Annotated in this window: 12 protein-coding genes; 5 read left to right on the top strand and 7 right to left on the bottom strand. The window is 55.0% G+C overall.

Features of this window, described 5'->3' with window-relative positions:
* Window positions 1-2: 2 nt before the first annotated feature.
* From QWY27_RS00635 to QWY27_RS00620, 4 genes are all read right to left on the bottom strand, one after another.
* Window positions 3-512, bottom strand: coding sequence for a flavin reductase family protein (locus QWY27_RS00635; protein ID WP_290193829.1), 510 nt, complete (start codon window positions 510-512; stop codon window positions 3-5).
* 1 nt (window position 513) lies between these two features.
* Complete coding sequence (gene pdxH, locus QWY27_RS00630; protein ID WP_290193828.1) at window positions 514-1,149, bottom strand: pyridoxamine 5'-phosphate oxidase; 636 nt, start codon at window positions 1,147-1,149, stop codon at window positions 514-516.
* Window positions 1,150-1,258: 109 nt separating this feature from the next.
* Window positions 1,259-1,915 (bottom strand): gamma-glutamylcyclotransferase, encoded by a 657-nt coding sequence (locus QWY27_RS00625; RefSeq protein WP_290193827.1) that lies wholly within the window; start codon window positions 1,913-1,915, stop codon window positions 1,259-1,261.
* Window positions 1,912-3,117, bottom strand: coding sequence for an MFS transporter (locus QWY27_RS00620; RefSeq protein ID WP_435433427.1), 1,206 nt, complete (start codon window positions 3,115-3,117; stop codon window positions 1,912-1,914). The genes QWY27_RS00625 and QWY27_RS00620 overlap by 4 nt, the downstream gene beginning before the upstream one ends.
* A gap of 110 nt (window positions 3,118-3,227) precedes the next feature.
* Between QWY27_RS00620 and QWY27_RS00615 the strand changes: the two genes are divergently transcribed.
* From QWY27_RS00615 to QWY27_RS00595, 5 genes are all read left to right on the top strand, one after another.
* Entirely contained in the window at window positions 3,228-4,148 is a 921-nt protein-coding gene (locus QWY27_RS00615) for a tRNA threonylcarbamoyladenosine dehydratase (RefSeq protein WP_290193825.1), read from the top strand.
* Between the two features lie 4 nt (window positions 4,149-4,152).
* A complete protein-coding gene (locus QWY27_RS00610) occupies window positions 4,153-5,322 on the top strand; it encodes an alpha-hydroxy acid oxidase (RefSeq protein WP_290193824.1) in 1,170 nt (389 codons plus the stop codon).
* A gap of 69 nt (window positions 5,323-5,391) precedes the next feature.
* Complete coding sequence (locus QWY27_RS00605) at window positions 5,392-6,063, top strand: RraA family protein (RefSeq protein WP_290193823.1); 672 nt, start codon at window positions 5,392-5,394, stop codon at window positions 6,061-6,063.
* Between the two features lie 106 nt (window positions 6,064-6,169).
* Entirely contained in the window at window positions 6,170-7,195 is a 1,026-nt protein-coding gene (locus QWY27_RS00600) for a hydroxyacid dehydrogenase (protein ID WP_290193822.1), read from the top strand.
* 74 nt (window positions 7,196-7,269) lie between these two features.
* The gene (locus QWY27_RS00595) at window positions 7,270-8,250 is read left to right on the top strand and encodes a tripartite tricarboxylate transporter substrate binding protein (RefSeq protein ID WP_290193821.1); all 981 of its coding nucleotides are present in this window, start codon (window positions 7,270-7,272) and stop codon (window positions 8,248-8,250) included.
* Here the strand turns inward: QWY27_RS00595 and QWY27_RS00590 are convergent.
* The 3 genes from QWY27_RS00590 to uvrA are packed head-to-tail and all read right to left on the bottom strand — an operon-like array spanning window position 8,221 to window position 15,685.
* Entirely contained in the window at window positions 8,221-8,907 is a 687-nt protein-coding gene (locus QWY27_RS00590; RefSeq protein WP_290193820.1) for an aminotransferase class IV family protein, read from the bottom strand. The two genes, QWY27_RS00595 and QWY27_RS00590, sit on opposite strands and share 30 nt — an antisense overlap.
* The gene (locus QWY27_RS00585) at window positions 8,904-10,052 is read right to left on the bottom strand and encodes an aminodeoxychorismate synthase component I (RefSeq protein WP_290193819.1); all 1,149 of its coding nucleotides are present in this window, start codon (window positions 10,050-10,052) and stop codon (window positions 8,904-8,906) included. Before QWY27_RS00585 ends, QWY27_RS00590 begins: the two co-directional genes overlap by 4 nt.
* Complete coding sequence (uvrA, locus tag QWY27_RS00580; RefSeq protein ID WP_290193818.1) at window positions 10,049-15,685, bottom strand: excinuclease ABC subunit UvrA; 5,637 nt, start codon at window positions 15,683-15,685, stop codon at window positions 10,049-10,051. The genes QWY27_RS00585 and uvrA overlap by 4 nt, the downstream gene beginning before the upstream one ends.
* Window positions 15,686-15,741: the final 56 nt, after the last annotated feature.

The following is a 15,741-nucleotide window of genomic DNA, read 5'->3' as shown; positions in this document are numbered from 1 at the left end:
TCTTATTTGAGTCCGCTAGAGGGCGTCAAGTCGTAGCCACCAGCGTGATAGACCAAGGGAAGTGCTTCGCTGCGTGCGCAATGCTCCACAGCGCCAATGAAAATGATGTGATCACCTTCTTCGTAGCGTCGATGGTTGGCGCATTCAAACCACGCGGCACACTGCAAGTCGAGTCTGGGAGAGCCGTTCGGTGCTTGCGTCAGTGGGATGCCATTGAAGCGCTCGGTCGCCGTGCCGCTTGCGAAGCGTTGGGAGACAGACATTTGGTCGGAGCCCAAAACGTGGATGACATAGCGTTCGCAACGCTCAAGCGTCTGAAGCGAGGAGGAACGACGAGACAGACTCCAGACAACCAGAGGCGGTTCAAGCGAGACAGAGTTGAATGAACTCACGGTCAGTCCAACCGGCGGCATGCCGTCAGCGGATGCGGTAATCACCGTTACGCCTGTTGGAAATCTGCCGAGTGCTGCTCTGAAAAAAGACGAATCAAAAGAGGGTGGGGTCGTGTTCATGTCAGGGCGCAATACGTCCAATCGTCCACTTCCCCGCAACATCTGGTTGATAAATCAAGCGATCGTGCAGACGCGAAGGACGTCCCTGCCAGAATTCAAAATATTCTGGCTTGAGTCGGTAGCCCCCCCAGTGTGGTGGTCGGGGTGGCTTGTTGTCGCCATATTTTTCTTTAAGCGCTTTTTCTGTCGCCGCGAGTTGCTCCAGCGTGATGGGTCGACTCTGCGGTGAGGTCCAGGCGCCGATTTGCGAACCAACTGGGCGAGTTTGAAAATACTCGTCGGACTCGGCAGCGGTGACTTTTTCCACAATCCCTTCGATACGGACTTCGCGTTCGAGCGGTTGCCAGAAAAACAATAAGCTTGCCCAAGGTTGCACGGCAAGCTCGAGACCCTTGCGTGATTCGTAGTTGGTGAAGAAAAGAAAACCTGTTTCGTCTACGCCCTTGAGCAGTACGATGCGGGAAGAAGGACGACCCTTCGCATCGGCGGTTGAAAGCGTCATTGCAGTCGGCTCGGGCACATTTTGACTCAAGGCCTGGTCGAACCATACTGAAAACTGATCGTAGGGCGAGGCTTTCGCGTCTTTTTCCAGCAGTGTGTATTTTTCGTAGCTTTGTCGAATATCGGCAATAGACATGATTCGGATCCGATACGGGCCTGTTAGGTTAAATAAGGACCGTCAACTGGTTGAAATGTAACCTTGAGTGTACCGTGACATCGGCACCGTTGCGCTGAGAGACCTGTGTTCAGGAAAGGGAGCGCTGCGCTTGGTGAGCTTTGTTTTTTAAACGTGCCACCAGTGCGGTGAGCCGGGCATCGTGGATACCCACCGCTTCAAGTGCTTCGGCGGTTTGGGCCACATACTCCAGACATGTGCCATATATTCCCGAGGCTCTGAGCACGATGTCGATCAGGGCATCATCTTCTGGTTCAGGCACATAGGCCGGACCAGATTGATCAATGATGAAGGCAAGCGCACGCACTGAACCCTGGGGGGTTTGACAATCAATCCAGCGCGGGTGATAGGCGCCGGTAGACATTTCCCGACGCCAAAGTGCTTCAAAAACCGGCTCGACTAAATTGTCAGCCAGCCTGAACGCCATGCCATGGCACTCACCGCCCTTTTCGAGTCCAAACACTAAACCCGGGAGTTCCGGTGTCCCGCGATTGATGCGCGACCAGAGACACAGCGCACGATGGTGACCGGGCAGCAGTGCCGGACGCTGCTCAAGGAAGTCGAATTCAGGTTTCCAGATGAGCGAACCATAACCAAATATCCATACGTCTTGCCCGGGTTGGCGGTTCTTGAGGGCGTCCTCTCGAGAGGCTTTTAAGCGCTCTTCAGACCAGCGCGCAAAGCTACTGACTGGCGGGGCTGCCGGGATGTGCGAAGACGTGCTCATGATTCTGACTTGTTGTCCTTTCCCGCATGACGTGTGAACCATCTTCCGGCGCCCAGGCCCGCTGCAGTCAGCCAAAAAAGCGGCATGATGCCGATGACTGCACCCAGCGCACCAAAGGCCAGTGGCAGGGTGACCTGACAGCCGTTGATTAATGCCATGCGCAGACCAAAGGCTTCACCAGCGCGGCCATTGGGCGCGTTTTGTTGCAATAGCGCCAGAATGCTTGGCTGCGTGGAACCAAGACCCAGTCCCAGAACAAAAGAAAGCGTCATCAAAATCCAGACTTGTTCGAAAAATGGATACAAAACAAAGTTCAGACCGGTTGTGATCAGTGAGAAATGAATCAGTTGCCAGGGGCGCACGCGATGCTGCAGCAGTGGGAGCGCCAGACGCACGACAATGGTGGCGGCTGCAAAGGAGGCCAAAATCAAGCCGATGGTGGTGGCCGACAAACCTACCATCACACCAAAAATGGGTACGACAAACATATGGGTGTCCCAGGCGCTGGAGAGCAACATGTTTGCGGTGTAGACACGTCTGAGCTTTGGGCTCGCAATCAGGTCGGTCACGCTTTGCTTGGCTTGGCTGACCGCGCTCGGTGGGGTGTGGGAGGTTTTGAGATAGGTACGGACACGATACAGTCCAAACACACAGAGGACTGGCGAGATCGCAAGCAATGCAAACACTGCCCGGTGGCCGAGCAGGTCGATCGAGATACCAGCCAAAAGCGGTCCAAGTAGACCGGAGGTCGCCATGGAAAGCGACAGCCAGGAGAAGTTGCGCAGACGCTCTTCGCCGGCGCTGAGGCCCATTTGTCGCTGCACAGCGATTTGAAAGATCATGTGCCCGATGCCGACACAGGCGGCCGAGATGATCAAAGCAATGAAATCTTGCCAGATCCAAGGCAAAATGATGCCAAACACTACAACGAAGGCGCTGGCCCGCATCGGACGCCAAGGTCCGATCTGATCGAGCAGTCGACCGGCTTTCACAGAAAGCAGCATGGGTAGCAGTGCGAACACAGCAATCAAAATCCCGACTTCGAAGGTCGAGCGTTTGAGCTCAAGCGCAGTCAAGGAGACTGCTACGCGACCACCCGAAATCGCCATGTGGATCATCATGATGAGCAGGCACAAAGCAATCGGCCCGGCGAAAGCGGACAATTTGGCAGAAGATGGGGCGGGTGGGGACGACATGCTCACGGTGATATAGGTAAATTGTGTTCCTCAACACGGCACTTGTCGAGAGCGGAGCACTATTTTTTTTCTGGATCATGCAAAAATGCATCATTCAGCAGACCCTAGGATACTTGATGCACGGACTTCAGGTGGATGGTCAGGTTCCTGATCAGTCAGATCTTCAGAGCGATACGCAACGTCGTTTCGGCGGTTTGGCGCGCCTGTTCGGCCCCCGCGCCTATGATGCGCTGCGCCATGCGCACGTTGGTGTTGTTGGGATTGGGGGCGTGGGCTCGTGGGCCGCAGAGGCGTTGTCACGCCATGGGGTCGGTGCCTTGACCCTGATCGACCTCGACCATATCGCGGAGTCCAATATCAATCGTCAGGTTCATGCGCTATCGGACACCCTTGGACAATCCAAGGTCGAGGCCATGGCGTCTCGCATTCAGGGGATCAACCCGGCTTGTCGGGTCACTCTGGTGGATGATTTCCTGACCCCTGAAAATGTGAGCCATGTTTTGCCGGGAAACCTTGATATCGTGATCGATTGCACGGATCAGATGCGCGCCAAGGTCGCCATGGTCTTGCAGGCTCGGGCCCGGCATCAGCCTCTCATTGTTTGCGGCGGTGCCGGTGGGAAAACCGATTTGCTGTCCTTGCGCGCTGGGGATCTCTCCGAGGCAACCCATGACGCGCTTCTTGCGCGTTTACGCAACGTGTTGAGAAAACAGCATGGCTATGCGCGCGCCTCCAATGAGGCCGGTAAACCGCGCAAACGCGTACCCAAAATGGGGGTGCGCGTGCTGTGGCTTGATCAGCCGACGATTTTGCCCGAGGCTTGGCTCACCAGTCCGTCAAAGCATGTCAGTCAGAATGACCGCCAGCTTGACAACCAGGTTGACAGCGAGCGGACTCAGGATATCGATCAAGCATCGCCGGGATTGCAAGGACTCTCTTGCGCAGGGTACGGCTCTAGCGTTACTGTCACGGCATCCATGGGCCTTGCGGCGGCAGCGGAGGCCGTCAGCAAGATTATTCACACGCAAGCAAAATAAAAATATGACTGAGACACGCGCTTTATCCAAGATCCTTTCCTTGGCTGATTTCGAACGGGCTGCGGCCAAACGTTTACCTAAGCCGATATATGGCTATGTATCAGGTGCCTGCGAGGACTGCCACTCTTTGCGTGCCAATCGAGACGTCTTTGCCGAATACGAATTTGTATCTCGTATCCTGGTCGATATTTCACAGCGCACGCAGACGGTCGAAGTGTTTGGTAAACAGTACGCCTCGCCATTTGGCATGGCGCCCATGGGCATCACCGCGATGTCGGCGTATCGTGGCGATATCGTGCTCGCCGAGGCTGCCAAGCGCGCCAACATCCCCATGATTATGAGTGGTTCATCCTTGATCCGGATGGAAGAACTGGTTGCCGTCGCCCCCGACGCCTGGTTTCAGGCCTATCTTCCTGGTAAGGTCGATCAGATTGCTCCCTTGATCGATCGCGTGGCCGCTGCGGGTTTCAAGACCTTGGTGATTACGGTGGACACACCATCTTCGGCGAACCGTGAAAACAATGTGAGGACTGGTTTTTCAACCCCCTTGCGTCCGAGTCTGCGTCTGGCCTGGGAGGGGATCAGTCATCCTCGATGGTTATTCGGGACATTTTTAAAAACACTAATGCGGCACGGTATGCCGCACTTTGAAAATTCTTTCGCCACGCGCGGCGCACCAATCATGTCTGCCAATGTGATGCGAGATTTCTCGTCAAGAGGTCATCTGAATTGGGAGCACGTGCGAGAGATTCGCGCGCGCTGGAAGGGCCCGATGGTCATCAAGGGTATCTTGCATCCTGCCGATGCAGCATTGGCGAGGCAGTATGGCATGGATGGCGTGATTGTGTCTAACCATGGCGGCCGTCAGCTCGACGGTGCCGTGGCGCCTTTGCGCATGCTGCCGCAAATCCTCGAGGAGTTCAAAGACGGTCCCGTCATGCTCGATAGTGGTGTGCGGCGTGGAACGGACGTTTTAAAGGCTTTGGCGCTTGGTGCGCGTTGTGTGTTTTTGGGCCGGCCTTTTAATTATGCGGCAGCTGTGGGTGGTCCGGCGGGTGTGGATCACGCCATTTCCTTGCTGTCTCAAGAGATTTCACGCAACATGGCGATGATGGGTATCAACCATCTCCACGAACTCTCTCCCGAATCTTTGATTCACGTCGGACGTTCTTAATTGTTTTGCAGTACCCCGATATTTTTTTGCAGTTCTTTCGCGCTTTCCTTTTTTAAATACGGAGTCAACATGGCAGACCTGGGATTTGCAGTCAACACACACAAGCACACTGTCAGCAATGCAACGCTGAAAAAATTCGCAAAATTCGCGGTGGCCAATATCAGCGATGCGGTGAGTCGCACAAATGGTACGGTTGATTTGCGACCCATCCATAAAGGCGGCCGCATTCTCGGACGTGCTTTCACTGTCAAGACTGCGCCTGGCGACAATCTGATGGTGCACAAAGCGATTGATATGGCTGCGCCAGGCGACGTGATCGTGGTCGATGCGGGTGGTCCCCAGCGCAACGCGATCATCGGCGAGATCATGTCGACTTTGGCTGAAAGCCGCAAGATTGCCGGTTTCGTGATCGATGGCCCGATCCGTGACTTCGATGCGTTGAGCAAGGGGAAATTCCCTGTGTTCGCACGCTCCATCTCGCACCGCGGTCCTTACAAAGAAGGTCCCGGCGAGATCAATGTGACGGTGTGTGTGGATGGTATGGTGGTGCATCCCGGTGACATCATTGTGGGCGATCATGACGGCGTTTTTGCGATTCGTCCCGACATGGCGGAGCAGTTGGCAAAAGTTGTAGCCGAGATCGAAAAGAAAGAAAAAGAGATTTTCGCCAAAATCGCCAAAGGCACGCTGGACCGCAGCTGGGTCGATCAGTCCTTGCGTGCGAAAGGCGTTCTCAAGTAAACATTGATCGCTATAAGCGCATACCCTGATACACAGGATGCGCTGAATCAATAAAAATCAGTCACACTGCCCACTACGGTGGGCAGAGCCTTCTTGGACGGAGACAATGAAAAAAAAGGTTGTGCGTTTTGATTTCTGGTTGAACCCGGCGTTTGATCGCCATATGAGCGGACTCAAGGACGTTGACGTCTCTGTCTGCCAGTACTCGGATGAGGAAAAAAAGACGCTCGCGCTTTTTAAAGAGGCGCATGTCTACCATATCTGCGCAGCGCGTGATGAGGTGCCATCTCAATGGCGGGTAGATGATGCCTTGCTCAGCAAGATGCCTAATTTATTGTGTGCATCCACGTCGGGCGCCGGATACGATCCCGTTGATGTCGAGGCCTGCAATCGTCATGGTGTCTTGGTGGTCAATCAGTCCGGCTGTAACGCCAACTCGGTTGCCGAGCACGCGCTAGGTCTCTTGCTTTCGGTTAAACATCGAATCACCGAGTCTGATCGTGTCATGCGCGCCAATGCATATACTACCCGCGAAGACCTGATGGGCAATGATATACGCGGCTTGACAATCGGCATCGTGGGTGTGGGTAATATCGGCACCCGGATGGCCGAGCTCTCTCGTGCTTTTGACATGACGGTATTGGGCTATGACCCTTATTTGTCGCCAGAGGAAATCAAGCGTCGCGGCGCGACGCCTGTGAGCTTTGAGGAGTTATTGGCCCGCTCCGATGTTGTGACTGTCCATTGTCCCCGTACGCCTGAGACCTTGAATTGGATTGGTGCCAAAGAGTTCCGCGCGATGAAAAAAGGCGCGGTGTTTATCGCGACGGCTCGCGGGGGGATCCATGATGAGCATGCGCTCTACGAAGCTCTGCGCGATCAGCATCTTTCCGGGGCGGGCCTTGATGTCTGGTCTGTCGAGCCCCCCGCACCGGACAATCCTTTACTGAGCCTGCCAAATGTCACCGCAACTTATCACACTGCGGGTGTGAAACATGAGGCGCGCGGCAATGCTGCAGCGATGGGTGCAGCTCAAATCGAAGTGATCCTGCGTGGAGAGCGTCCGCCACGTTTGGTGAATCCTGAGGTATTTCCAGTATTTTTGGAAAAATATAAAAAGATGTTTGGTTAAAAGTTTGCTCAATACGTCAACACAGTTGTACTTAAAACAATACTTAAAACAGCACTAAACCGAGGAGAGTGAGTATGAAGAAAATCATGAACAAGTTGGGTCGCCTGAGTGGCGTGGCGTTACTGGCCGCGGCTGCCTGGTCCGGCTCGGCGGCCGCTCAGTATCCAACCAAGCCCATTACGATGATTATTGCTTTCGCACCAGGCGGTGGCACCGATCTGATCGGGCGTTTGATTGCCCCGTATATTGAAAAACATCTGGGCAATAATGCGCGCATTATCGTGACAAACCGTCCGGGTGCAGGGGGCGGCATCGGCTTTGCTGAAATCGCCAAGGCAACACCCGATGGCTACACCATCGGTTTTGTCAATACACCCAATATGCTGTCCATTCCGATTGAGCGTCCTTCAACTTTTGGTTGGCAGAGTTATGACCTGATCGGTAATTTGATTGATGATCCCGGCGCCTTTACCTTGAATACCTCAAGTCCGATCAACAATCTTAAAGAACTTGCCGCGTATGCGAAAGCTAACCCGGGCAAAGTCACTGTTGGTTCAACCGGGGTGGGCTCCGATGACCATATCGCCATGCTGTTTTTTGAGAAAGCAGCTGGCGTCAAGATGACGCACATTCCGTACAAGGGGTCGGGCGAGACTCGGGCAGCGGTTGTAGGCGGTCAAGTGATGGTGGGGGCCATCAACGTTGGCGAGGCGCTTGCCTATATAAAGGGCGGTTCTCCGATTAAGATGATTGGCCAGATGTCCGCCAAGAGAACCGTACTCGCGCCTGATACCCCGACTTTCGCAGAACAGGGTTACAACATCGAAAGCGCTTCTCTGCGAGGTTTGGCTGCGCCGAAAGGGCTACCAGCCGACATTCGTGAAAAGCTGGTTTCCGCTGTCGCCAAGGCTGCTGCTGACCCTGAGTACATCAAGAAAGCGGGTGAGTTGTACGCACCGATCCGCTACCTCGCGCCCAAGGAGTATGCGGTCGAACTTGAAAATACTGACAAGCAGTTGCGTCAGTTATGGAAGGAAATGCCCTGGAAGGACTGAGGGGCTCAGTTGCACGTCAAACCAGCCGCGCAGGGCGTTCGATAGTCTGATCGGCGTCTTGCCAGTCTGATCCGCGGCCAAGTCAGCGGGGGTGAGGATCGCCTCCTTGACTTGCCCCGTCTCGATTAACTGTGTGCGCCGCACTCCACCCAGCAGTCCGCAAGAGAGGGGGGGTGTGAGCCACTCTCCATTTTTAAAGACGTAAATATTTGAGCGACTGCCTTCGCAGAGTTCCCCTTTTTCGTTTAAAAAAATCAAATCAAAAAAGTCTGGATGGTGCGAGAGCCATTGAGTTGTCTCGTCATACCAGGGACGATGCGTCGTCTTGTGCTGCAAGAGTGGTTCCGCGCTCTCGAGTGGTGCGCGTGCGAGGGCGATAAAAGGGATCCCCTGCAGAGCAGGAAGCGCTGCAGTTTCAATGCTCAGTTGTCCTGACGGATTGAGCAGGAGGCGGACGCGCGAGTCGATCCCAGCTGGCGCAGTGGCCTCCAAGCTTGCGCTGAGCGCGGACACAATTGCATCGCGTCCGGGATAGACGTAACCCAAGGCTAGAGCTGAATGCTCCAGGCGCCGTAAATGGTAGGGCAGCAAAGGGATCTGCCTATCTGCCTGCGCCCTCATTGTTTCTATCAAGCTGGGTTGGGATGTTTGATTCATAGACCTGTGTGCAGAATCCGCGCTTTCCAATGACACTCATCCCATTCCTGTTCGGGATCCGAGTCGTAGACGATACCGCCACCAACATGATAGCGACCATGTCCCTCTTCATCCAACACAAGCGTACGGATGGCGACATTCAGTGAGAAGTCTCCGTTGGGGGCGAGCCAGCCCAGGCTGCCGCAATAGATGCCGCGCGGTTGTGGCTCTGTTTCTTGAATCCTTTTCATGGCCGCGATCTTTGGCGCACCGGTCACAGAACCGCAGGGGAACAGCGCGCGGAGTATTTCCGCGAGAGTGGTTTGCGGTGCAATGTCAGCCTTGACCGTGGAGGTCATCGTCCAGACGGACGGATATTTTTCCAGTGAGAACAGCGGCTCTGCCCGGACGCTGCCGAGGCGCGCTAAACGTCCCAAGTCGTTTCTGAGTAAATCGACAATCATCAAATTTTCAGCACGATTTTTTTCGCTCTTGTGCAAGGCTTCACCGAGCTGACGATCGGTTTCGGGGTCAGAGGACCGCGGGGCTGTTCCTTTCATTGGTCGCGTGATCAGGGTGGTCCCTGTCCGCTCCAAAAAAAGCTCTGGAGAGAAGGAGAGAATGGTTCTGCCCTCATCTTCGATAAACGCTGCATGCGCGACAGGATGACGGGTTGCGATTTGACGAAATAATTGAGCGGGATCACCCTTGATTTTGACGTTCAGTGGGAAAGTTGAGTTGATTTGATAGACCTCACCCTGAGCAATCCATTCACGAATCTGATGGATGCGGGAGAGGTAGGCCTCTTTGGTGATACCGGCTTCTACTGAGGTGATTGCGGCAGCGGTCTCGCTCGCAGTCTCAGCCTCGAGAGACCAGGGCTGCTGCACGTGCATCTGTTCAAACACGAGAGCGGTGAGCCTGGGGTGCTTGTGACCCGCTCTAGCAAGGTGTGATTTGGCGCTGGACGCTAACGCTGGCTCCAGCCACTCCCCTAGCTCGTACTCGAGAATCAGGGCGATCCAATAACCGGCCTGACGTGCCGTCTCGATTTTTTCAAAAGCAGTCTCGAGCTCATTGGCCTGATGGGCCACGATACGGCCACACTGACCCATCAGAACGCGTGCGTGCTGTGAGAGGCGGTCTTCGAAGCGGCAGTGACTCATAGGTGATTTAAAAACTCGTGCAGCACTTCACCAGTATGCGACTTTTGACGCGCGGCCACCACTTCCTCAGGCGTACCTTCAATCACAAGTTGCCCGCCGCCCGAGCCACCCTCTGGACCGAGATCCAGCAACCAGTCGGCTTCAGCGATGATGTCCAGGTTGTGTTCGATCACCACGACAGTGTTGCCCGCTTCGACCAAACGATGCAGGACGCGAATCAGTTTTTCCACATCCGCCATTGACAAGCCAACAGTCGGCTCATCCAGTACATAGAGGGTATGGGGAAGGCGCGAAGCTCGTCCGGTCGTGATGACACCTTCTGTCATTCTGGCTTTTGCGAGCTCAGTCACAAGTTTGATGCGTTGGGCTTCACCTCCGGAAAGGGTGGGAGAGGGTTGTCCCAAGGTCAAATAACCCAAGCCTACATCCTGCATGAGTTGAAGAGGATGACGGATCCGGGGATGCGCCGCAAAATAATTAATGGCATCATCGACTTCCATGGAGAGTACGTCGCCGGCATGTTTGTCACGCATTCGCACGCCAAGGGTGTCTGTATTGAAACGCGCACCATGACAAGCGTCACAAGGTACCTTGACGTCAGGCAGGAAGCTCATCTCCAGGGTGCGCATGCCTTGTCCTTCGCAGAGCGGGCAGCGACCATCACCAGTATTAAAAGAGAAACGGCCTGCCCCCCAGCCGCGTATGCGCGCTTCATTGGTTTCGGCAAACTGTTTTCGTACGTCGTCCCAAAATCCAATATAGGTGGCGGGACAGGAGCGTGGCGTTTTTCCAATCGGTGTCTGATCGACTTCAAGCACGCGATCCAGAACGTCCCATCCTGTGATGTCGTCGCATCCATGCCAGGGCTGCGCACCTCGGGCGGCAATCGCAGCGGAGAGATTGTCGAGCAAAACTTCACGGGCAAGTGTTGACTTGCCCGAGCCCGATACGCCTGTGACGACACTCAGTCTCCCGATCGGGAAGTGCGCGGTGACGTGACGCAGGTTGTGCAGGGAGGCGCCTTTGACCGTGATCATTGGCGTATCTTTGGCAATAGGACGTCTTGGTTGAAGTGGATGAGAAAGCGGATGACGTAAGTAATGTCCCGTCGTCGATTCAGGTGCAGCCATCAGATCTTGTAATGTACCTTGGGCCACAACGCGGCCACCGCGCACACCCGCGCCGGGTCCGATATCGATGATGTGTTCGGCGCGACGTATCGTATCGTCATCGTGCTCCACAACAACCAGGGTATTGCCATTTTTTTCAAGCTTGGAGAGTGCGCCCAGCAGGATGCGATTGTCACGAGGGTGCAAGCCGATCGTGGGCTCGTCCAATACGTAACAGACACCTTGCATGTTCGAGCCGAGTTGCGCAGCCAGACGAATGCGTTGTGCTTCCCCGCCCGAGAGAGTCGGAGCGGCACGATCAAGCGCCAGATATCCTAAACCGACCTCCTGCATAAACTGCAGTCGGCCGCGGATTTCGCTCAGAATATCGCGCGCGATTTCTGCATCGCGACCGCGCAGGACAAGCCCGGTAAAAAATGTATGCGCATCCGAGACGGGCAGCGAAGCGAGCTCTGCGATTGATTTGTCTCGCCACAACACCGCGCGCGCGATCGGGTTGAGGCGCGCGCCATGACAGCTTGTGCAGGTTTGTGTTTCACCCTCATACGAGGCGTTCCAGGAGGTTTCTTCGCCTGTCTGTTCAGCGTCAAAGCCTTGCAGTTGCAGACCGGTCCCAAAACAGCCCTGACACCATCCATGCTTGGAGTTATAAGAGAACATCCTTGGGTCTGGCTCTGGAAAGCTGGTGCCACAGCTTGGGCAGGCGCGCTTGACTGAAAAATGCGTTTGCTCAAGCTGCGCAGACATGTCTTGTTCAAGTTTGTCCAAAGGCCACAGCACACTCATGACGCCTTGACCGTGTTCGAGCGCGCTGCGGACAGCCTCACGCAAAGGCGCCTCATCCTTGTTATTGACAATCAGATCCGCGACTGGCAATTCAATCGTGTGTTCTTTGAAACGATCGAGGCGCGGCCATTTGGCCGTGCCAATAAATTCCTGATCCACTCGTAAGTGCGTAAAGCCTTTGCCCGAGGCCCATTTGGCCAGATCGGTATAAAACCCTTTTCTCGCGGTTACAAGCGGCGCCATGATGCCGATCCGCTCGCCTTTGTGATCACGCATGATACGCGCGACAATTTGATCGGCGCTTTGTGGTTCGACACTCACCTTGCAAGCTGGGCACATCTGGGTGCCCAGCTTCATGTACATCAATCGCAAGAAATGATGGATCTCTGTCATCGTGGCCACGGTGGATTTTCGTCCGCCGCGGCTGGTGCGCTGTTCAATCGCCACGGTAGGCGGAATGCCAAAAATCGCATCGACATCAGGCTTGCCTGCGGGTTGCACGATCGCGCGCGCGTAGGCATTGAGTGATTCGAGATAACGACGCTGTCCTTCATTGAACAAAATGTCGAATGCGAGAGTCGATTTACCCGAGCCCGAAACTCCAGTGATTACGGTGAATTTGTCGTGGGGAATACTGACGTTGATATTTTTAAGGTTGTGCTCACGCGCGTGCAAAATATCTATGCTGTGCGCTCGACGCCGCTCTTTTAGAACGCTTTGCAGCGGACGTCCTGATCCCTCTGCGACCCGTGCGCTTGTCGGGATGCCAGCTGGTTGCGTGGCTTCAAGCTTGCTACCAATCGCATCAGGTGTCATGGCGACCGCGTATTCGCGCAAAGCCGCACCAGTATGCGAAATCGGATTGGCCATGATGGTTTCCGGACTGCCGGCAGCCACCAGCTCACCACCTCCATCGCCGCCTTCAGGTCCCAGATCAAGCACCCAGTCCGCGGCTCGAATCACATCCAGATTGTGCTCGATGATTAACAAAGTATGTCCCGCGCCCAGCAGCTTGCGGAAGGCCCGCATCAAACGCGCCACGTCATCAAAGTGCAGGCCTGTGGTCGGTTCGTCAAACAAAAACAGACTGCCCTTTTTTGCTACCTTGGCAGTCGAAATCCCGCTGCGCGCGGCTTCTGCGAGATGTCCTGCCAGTTTGAGTCGCTGTGCTTCACCACCTGACAATGTTGGAACAGGTTGTCCGAGCTTGACGTACTCCAGGCCGACATCCGCGAGCGGTGCGAGACCGAGCTGCACATCGCGCAATCCTTTGAAAAACTCGAGTGCCTCGGACACTGTCATGTCGAGCACGGCATCAATCGAGGCGCGACGACCCAGATGCTCGATTTGAACTTCGCGTACCTCTGGTCGAAAGCGTTTGCCATCGCAATCCGGACAGCGAATATAAACGTCCGACAAAAACTGCATCTCGACGTGTTCAAAACCTGTGCCGCCACAAGTTGGGCATCGTCCATCGCCGCTATTGAAACTAAAGGTTCCCGCAGTGTAGCCACGCTCACGCGCTACCGGCGCTTGCGCGAAGAGTTTGCGAATCGGATCGAAAGCGCCAACGTAACTTGCGGGGTTGGACCGTGTGGTCTTGCCGATTTGGGCCTGATCGACCATCACTACATCGGCGAGTTGCTCAGCACCCAGAATGCGATCAAATGCGCCGGGCGCTTCGGTTGGTTTGCCCATGATCTTTAGCAGACCCGGATATAAAACGTCTTGGATGAGAGTCGATTTGCCGGAGCCCGACACGCCCGTGACGCAAACCAGACGCCCCAGTGGAATCTCGATGGAAACGTTCTTGAGGTTGTTGGCTGTGACACCTTCAAGGAGCAATCTGGGTGTATTGTTCGAGACGGGCAGTGGGCGCGGTGCTTCGACTTTGAGTCGCCCACCCATGTATTGACCTGTCAGTGTGGTGGCTTGTTTAAGCTCGGCAGGCGTCCCGTCAAACACGATCTGTCCGCCACGCTCTCCGGGGCCGGGGCCGACGTCTATGACGCGATCAGCAGCGATCATCACCTGAGGGTCATGCTCGACCACCACTAGCGTATTGCCTGCATCACGCAATCTATGCATGACCTCCACGACACGGTGAATGTCTCGCGGATGCAAGCCAATGGAGGGCTCATCGAGCACAAATAAAGTGTTGACCAGAGAGGTCCCCAAGGCGGTCGTCAAGTTAATGCGCTGAACTTCGCCGCCCGACAGTGTGCGGCTTTGTCGATCGAGCGTCAGATAGCCTAAACCGACATCGCATAAAAATTTCAGTCGCGCGCGCACCTCGGTCAACACCAGATCCATTGCCGCATCCATCGCGCCCGGAAAATGCAGTTGGTCGGCAAAGGCGCGTAGCTGGACGATTGGGGTCAGCATCAAGTCTTGAATCGACTTGCCTTGAATGCGCCAGAGTAACGCTTCAGGCTTCAGGCGAGCGCCCTTGCAAGTCGGGCAAGGCGTGTAGCTGCGATATTTCGACAACAGTACGCGAACATGCATTTTGTATGACTTGGTTTCGAGCCAGTCAAAAAAACGTTGCACGCCATACCATTGCGTTTTCCATGCCTGGTTGCCCCCTTTCCAGAGCGGGTCGCCATGAAGCACCCATTCTTGATGTTCAGGAGGGAGATATTTCCAGGGTGTATTGATCGAAACATTGGCACGCTTGGCGTACTTTTCCATTTCGACCTGACACTCTTTATAGCTGGGCGTTTGCCAGGGCTTGATCGCCCCGCCTTCAAGCGTTTTGTTTTCGTCCGGAATGACTAAACCGAAATCAATCCCGATCACGCGTCCAAAACCACGACAGGCTTCGCAGGCCCCGAGAGGCGAGTTGAAAGAAAAGGTACTTGGCAAGGCATCGCTATAGCTGATGTTGCAATCCGCGCAATGAAGCTTGTCGCTGAATTTCCAGACTGCCGTGTCAGTACCGTCCTGATCGATCGCATGCACGGAGATCAATCCATTCCCCATTTTGAGGGCGATATCAAAGGCCTCCATGACGCGGGAGGGTTCGGCGCTTGAAAAGCGAAACCGGTCCTGCACGACGCGCAAGGTTCTCAACGCCGGCGATAGCGTGGCCGACTTCTTTTTCGCAGCTTTGGAGGCGGGTACGACTTCAGCATGCTGTGCTCTGGCAGGTCCTGTTGGATTTTCATCGGCATGCACGCGGGTGTAGCCTTGTTGCTCCAAAAATCCACGTACTTCGTCTTCGGTAAAGTTGAGCGGGACTTGAATCGGGAAAGTCACCACCAGTCTTGGGTCATCGGCTTGCTCGGCGCGTTCTTTGACAGCCGCAAAAATGGAGGCGGTACTGTCACGGCATACGGCTTGCCCGCATCCACGGCACATCAACTGGGCGCCTCGCGCAAACAACAACTTGAGGTGATCATTGAGCTCGGTCATGGTGCCGACAGTGCTGCGCGAGCTACGGACAGGGTTGGTCTGATCAATCGCGATTGCCGGCAAGATGCCTTCTATACGGTCCACAACCGGTTTGTCCATCCGGTCCAGAAACTGTCGCGCATAGGGCGAAAAAGTCTCGACGTAGCGTCGTTGGCCCTCGGCGTAGAGCGTGTCAAACGCCAGCGAGCTTTTGCCTGAGCCGCTGACACCGGTCACCACGGTCAATTCGCCCGTATTGAGAGTCAAATCGAGGTTTTTGAGATTGTTCTGGCGAGCGCCAGTGATGCGTATAGTTGGATTCATACCGTAATCATAGAGCCGCCGCTGTCAGGCGGGAGGGAAAACCAGACGAATAATCT

This window comes from Zwartia vadi, from assembly GCF_030410375.1.
GTDB classification, from domain to species: domain Bacteria; phylum Pseudomonadota; class Gammaproteobacteria; order Burkholderiales; family Burkholderiaceae_B; genus Zwartia; species Zwartia vadi.
Note: the sequence above shows the minus strand (reverse complement) of the source record. Positions and strands in the feature narration are given on the sequence as shown.

Excerpts from the sequence above, each read along its gene's own strand:
- QWY27_RS00635 (WP_290193829.1), bottom strand. The coding sequence starts at position 512 with ATGAACACGACCCCACCCTCTTTTGATTCGTCTTTTTTCAGAGCAGCA.
- QWY27_RS00585 (WP_290193819.1), bottom strand. The coding sequence starts at position 10,052 with ATGAGTCACTGCCGCTTCGAAGACCGCCTCTCACAGCACGCACGCGTT.
- QWY27_RS00605 (WP_290193823.1), top strand. The coding sequence starts at position 5,392 with ATGGCAGACCTGGGATTTGCAGTCAACACACACAAGCACACTGTCAGC.
- uvrA (WP_290193818.1), bottom strand. The coding sequence starts at position 15,685 with ATGAATCCAACTATACGCATCACTGGCGCTCGCCAGAACAATCTCAAA.
- QWY27_RS00595 (WP_290193821.1), top strand. The coding sequence starts at position 7,270 with ATGAAGAAAATCATGAACAAGTTGGGTCGCCTGAGTGGCGTGGCGTTA.
- QWY27_RS00590 (WP_290193820.1), bottom strand. The coding sequence starts at position 8,907 with ATGAATCAAACATCCCAACCCAGCTTGATAGAAACAATGAGGGCGCAG.
- QWY27_RS00610 (WP_290193824.1), top strand. The coding sequence starts at position 4,153 with ATGACTGAGACACGCGCTTTATCCAAGATCCTTTCCTTGGCTGATTTC.
- QWY27_RS00615 (WP_290193825.1), top strand. The coding sequence starts at position 3,228 with ATGCACGGACTTCAGGTGGATGGTCAGGTTCCTGATCAGTCAGATCTT.
- QWY27_RS00625 (WP_290193827.1), bottom strand. The coding sequence starts at position 1,915 with ATGAGCACGTCTTCGCACATCCCGGCAGCCCCGCCAGTCAGTAGCTTT.
- pdxH (WP_290193828.1), bottom strand. The coding sequence starts at position 1,149 with ATGTCTATTGCCGATATTCGACAAAGCTACGAAAAATACACACTGCTG.
- QWY27_RS00600 (WP_290193822.1), top strand. The coding sequence starts at position 6,170 with ATGAAAAAAAAGGTTGTGCGTTTTGATTTCTGGTTGAACCCGGCGTTT.